The organism is Mycobacterium sp. NPDC003449 (assembly GCF_053588415.1).
The window spans coordinates 1-3255 of record NZ_JBSFPX010000341.1; the positions used below are offsets into that span (position 1 = coordinate 1).

The 3255-nt window shown below is 65.7% G+C and carries 4 protein-coding genes; 2 read left to right on the plus strand and 2 right to left on the minus strand.

Features of this window, described 5'->3' with window-relative positions:
* On the plus strand, nt 1-274 hold a 274-nt coding region (locus ACWDTP_RS37995), incomplete at its 5' end, for an SDR family oxidoreductase (protein WP_450028371.1).
* Nucleotides 275-353: 79 nt separating this feature from the next.
* Here ACWDTP_RS37995 and ACWDTP_RS38000 read toward each other — a convergent pair.
* Nucleotides 354-1478 carry an NDMA-dependent alcohol dehydrogenase gene (locus tag ACWDTP_RS38000; RefSeq protein WP_450028372.1) on the minus strand — a complete coding sequence of 375 codons (1125 nt, stop codon included), beginning with the start codon at nt 1476-1478 and terminating at the stop codon, nt 354-356.
* Between the two features lie 104 nt (nt 1479-1582).
* Here ACWDTP_RS38000 and ACWDTP_RS38005 point away from each other — a divergent pair, with 104 nt between their 5' ends.
* Nucleotides 1583-2074 (plus strand): VOC family protein, encoded by a 492-nt coding sequence (locus ACWDTP_RS38005; RefSeq protein ID WP_450028373.1) that lies wholly within the window; start codon nt 1583-1585, stop codon nt 2072-2074.
* A gap of 74 nt (nt 2075-2148) precedes the next feature.
* Here the strand turns inward: ACWDTP_RS38005 and ACWDTP_RS38010 are convergent, their stop codons facing one another.
* Nucleotides 2149-3180 carry a sigma-70 family RNA polymerase sigma factor gene (locus tag ACWDTP_RS38010; RefSeq protein ID WP_450028374.1) on the minus strand — a complete coding sequence of 344 codons (1032 nt, stop codon included), beginning with the start codon at nt 3178-3180 and terminating at the stop codon, nt 2149-2151.
* Nucleotides 3181-3255: the final 75 nt, after the last annotated feature.

Below are 3255 nucleotides of genomic sequence, written 5' to 3' on the forward strand. Positions count from 1 at the left end.
TGTGGTGGGGCTGACCCTGCCGGTGGCACGCGACCTGTCGGCGGTCGGGGTCCGGGTCAACACCGTGGCGCCCGGCCTGATCGACACCCCGATCTACGGGGAGGGTGAGGCATCGGAAGCGTTCAAGGCCAAGCTGGGTGAATCGGTGCTGTTCCCGCACCGGCTCGGCAAGCCCGAGGAGTTGGCCTCGATGGTCATCGAGCTGATTACCAACTCGTATATGAACGCCGAGGTGGTCCGCGTCGACGGCGGCATCCGGATGCCCCCCAAGTAACCCTCTTCGGCCGAGCAGACACAAAACTGCCCCTTTTCACCAGGAAAGGGGCAGTTTTATGTCTGCTCGCGGGAAGGCGCTACCAGTCGGACTCGTCGAAACGGATCACGCCGCGGATGTTGTTGCCGTCCAGCATGTCCTGATAGCCGGAGTTGATGTCTTCGAGCTTGTAGGTCCGGGTGATCATATCGTCGATGTTGAGCAGCCCCGACTTGTACAGTGCCACCAGGCGCGGGGTCTCCACATGCGAGCTGCCGCCGCCGAAGATGTTGCCCTTCAACGTTTTCTGCAACATGGTGAACAAGAACAGGTTGAGCTTGACGTCGGCGTCCATCATCGACCCCATGCCGGTCACCACGCAGGTGCCGGTCTTGGCGGTCAGGATCATCGCCTCCTCGATGTACTCACCCTTCATCTCGCCGACCGCGATGATGACCTTGTCGCCCATCAGGCCGTGGCTGACCTCCATGACCGGGGCGATGGCCTCGGCCATGGACGGGTAGACGTGGGTGGCGCCGAACTTGATGGCCTGCTCACGCTTCCACTCGTTGGGGTCGATCGCGATGACGTGCTTGGCGCCCGAGATCACCGCGCCCTGCAGCGCGCTCATACCGATGCCGCCGACGCCGACGATGATGACCGTCTCGCCGGGCTTGACGTCGGCGACGTTGGTGGCCGAACCGAAACCGGTCGGCACCGCGCAGCCCATGATGGCCGCGGTCTCGAACGGGATGTCCTTGTCGATCTTGACGACCGAATCCTTGTGGACCGTCATGTACGGCGCGAAGGTCCCCAGCAGGTTCATCGGCGACACCTCGCGGTCGCCGGCGTGGATGCGGCTGGTGCCGTCGGCGATGGCCTTACCGCCCAGCAGCACCGCACCGCGGTCGCACAGCGAGCGGAAACCCTTCAGACACGGCGGACACGCACCGCAGGCCGGGATGAACGCGAGGATGACGTGGTCGCCCTCGTCGATACCGGTGACATTGCTGCCGACCTTGGTGACCACGCCCGCACCCTCATGACCGCCCAGCGCGGGCAGTCCGATCGGCGTCGCACCGGTGGTGATGTGGTAGTCGGAGTGGCACATGCCCGCGGCGTGCATCCGAATCTGTACCTCGTCGGCGACGGGGTCACCGAGGTCGATCTCGTCGACCTGGAACGGCGAGTTGAGTTCCCATAGCAGAGCGCCCTTGGTCTTCATGAATTGCGATAATAGAACACGTTTCAAATATGTCGAGCCCCCGTCGTTGAACTGCGGTTTTAGTGGCTTCGATGAGTCGGTGCGCTCCGTCGGGTCTATCCACCATGACTGAGATCAACGCCCGCATCGTCCCCAACCTCTGGTTCGACCGTGAAGCCGTCCCGGCCGCCGAGCACTACATCGCCGCGTTCGGCGGCAACGGCCGCATCGTCAACACCATCGCCGCTAATCCCGGTGCGCCGTCCCCGCAGGATGTGCCCATGGTCGTCGAGTTCGAACTCGCAGGTCAGCGCTTCGTCGGCATCAACGGCGGGCCGCAGTTCACCTTCAGCGAGGCCGTCTCGCTCGAGGTGCGGGTCAGCGGCCAGGAGGAACTCGACCGGTTGTGGGCCGCGCTCGTCGACGGCGGGCAGGACCAGCCGTGCGGATGGCTCAAGGACAAGTACGGGCTGTCCTGGCAGCTCACCCCGACCGAGTACTACGACCTGCTGGATCAGGGCGACGAGGCGGCCGGCGAACGGTTGATGGCCGCCGTGCTCGCCACCTTCGGCAAGTTCGACATCGCCGGGCTGCAGGCCGCGCACCGCGGGGCCTGATTCCCAGGGGTGTCGAGTGGCCAGTTATTGCACGGTTTTCCGGCGTTTGCGTGGCATAACAGGCCACTCGACACCTACGCCGGCAGCACCGCGGGCAGGCCGAACTTCTCCGGCAGGGACGGCTCCATGAAGGCCACCACGTGCGAGATGCCGTCCGCGCCGATGGCCAGGACGTGCAGCTGGAACCACTCGTGCCTGCCGGTCTCGCGGTTGAGCATGTAGAGCGCCGCGGCCGGTTGGCCGTTGGCGGTCGTCGGGATGAACCGCATATCTCCTGGCCCCTCGGCCGGGCACTTGTGCCGGGACAGGTCCCCGATCGCCTGCGGGCCCTGATACCAGCTGTCGAACGGCGGCATCTCCCAGATCGCCTCGGCGGTGAACAGCTCGACCAGCTTGTCGATGTCGTAGGCCTCGAAGGCGGCGATGTAGCGGCCGAGCAGATCCTGCGCCTCCGGAGATTCGGGTGGGGCGATCCGGTCGTTCTCGTCGGGGCCGACCGCGTCGAGTTGGGCGCGGGCCCGTTGCAGCAGGCTGTTGACCGCCGCCGTGGAAGACCCGATCGCGTCGGCGACCTCCGCGGCCTTCCACTGCAGCACCTCGCGCATCACCAGTACCGCGCGTTGCCGCGGCGACAGATGCTGCAGGGCGGCCACGAACGCCAGCCGGACCGAGTCGCGGGTGCCGACGATCGTCTGGGGATCGGCCGGATCACCGTCGGAGTCGGGCAGCGGCTGAAGCCACGGCACCTCGTGATGCTCGGAGATCTCGTCGGTGCCCGCCGAGCTCGGCCCGCCCAGCCCGGACGGCAAGGGCCTGCGGGCCCGGCCCTCCAGCGAGGTCAGGCAGGTGTTGGTGGCGATCCGGTACAACCAGGTCCGCAGCGAGGACTTACCCTGAAAGCCCTGGTAGGACTTCCACGCGCGCAGATATGTCTCCTGCACGAGGTCTTCGGCGTCGTGCAGCGAACCGGTCATCCGGTAGCAGTGCGCGAGCAGCTCACGGCGGTAGCGCTGCGCGTCAGCCAGGAAGGCATCGGCCGGTTTGTCATCGTCGAGGCGGTGTGCGAGGACGGTCACATTCGTCAGCTTACGCAGCACCACCGACATTGATTGTGTCCAACCGGTTCGGGTGAGGATGGTCTTGCTCGTTCGCCGCTGGTGATGACCCACCTTCCGACTGAC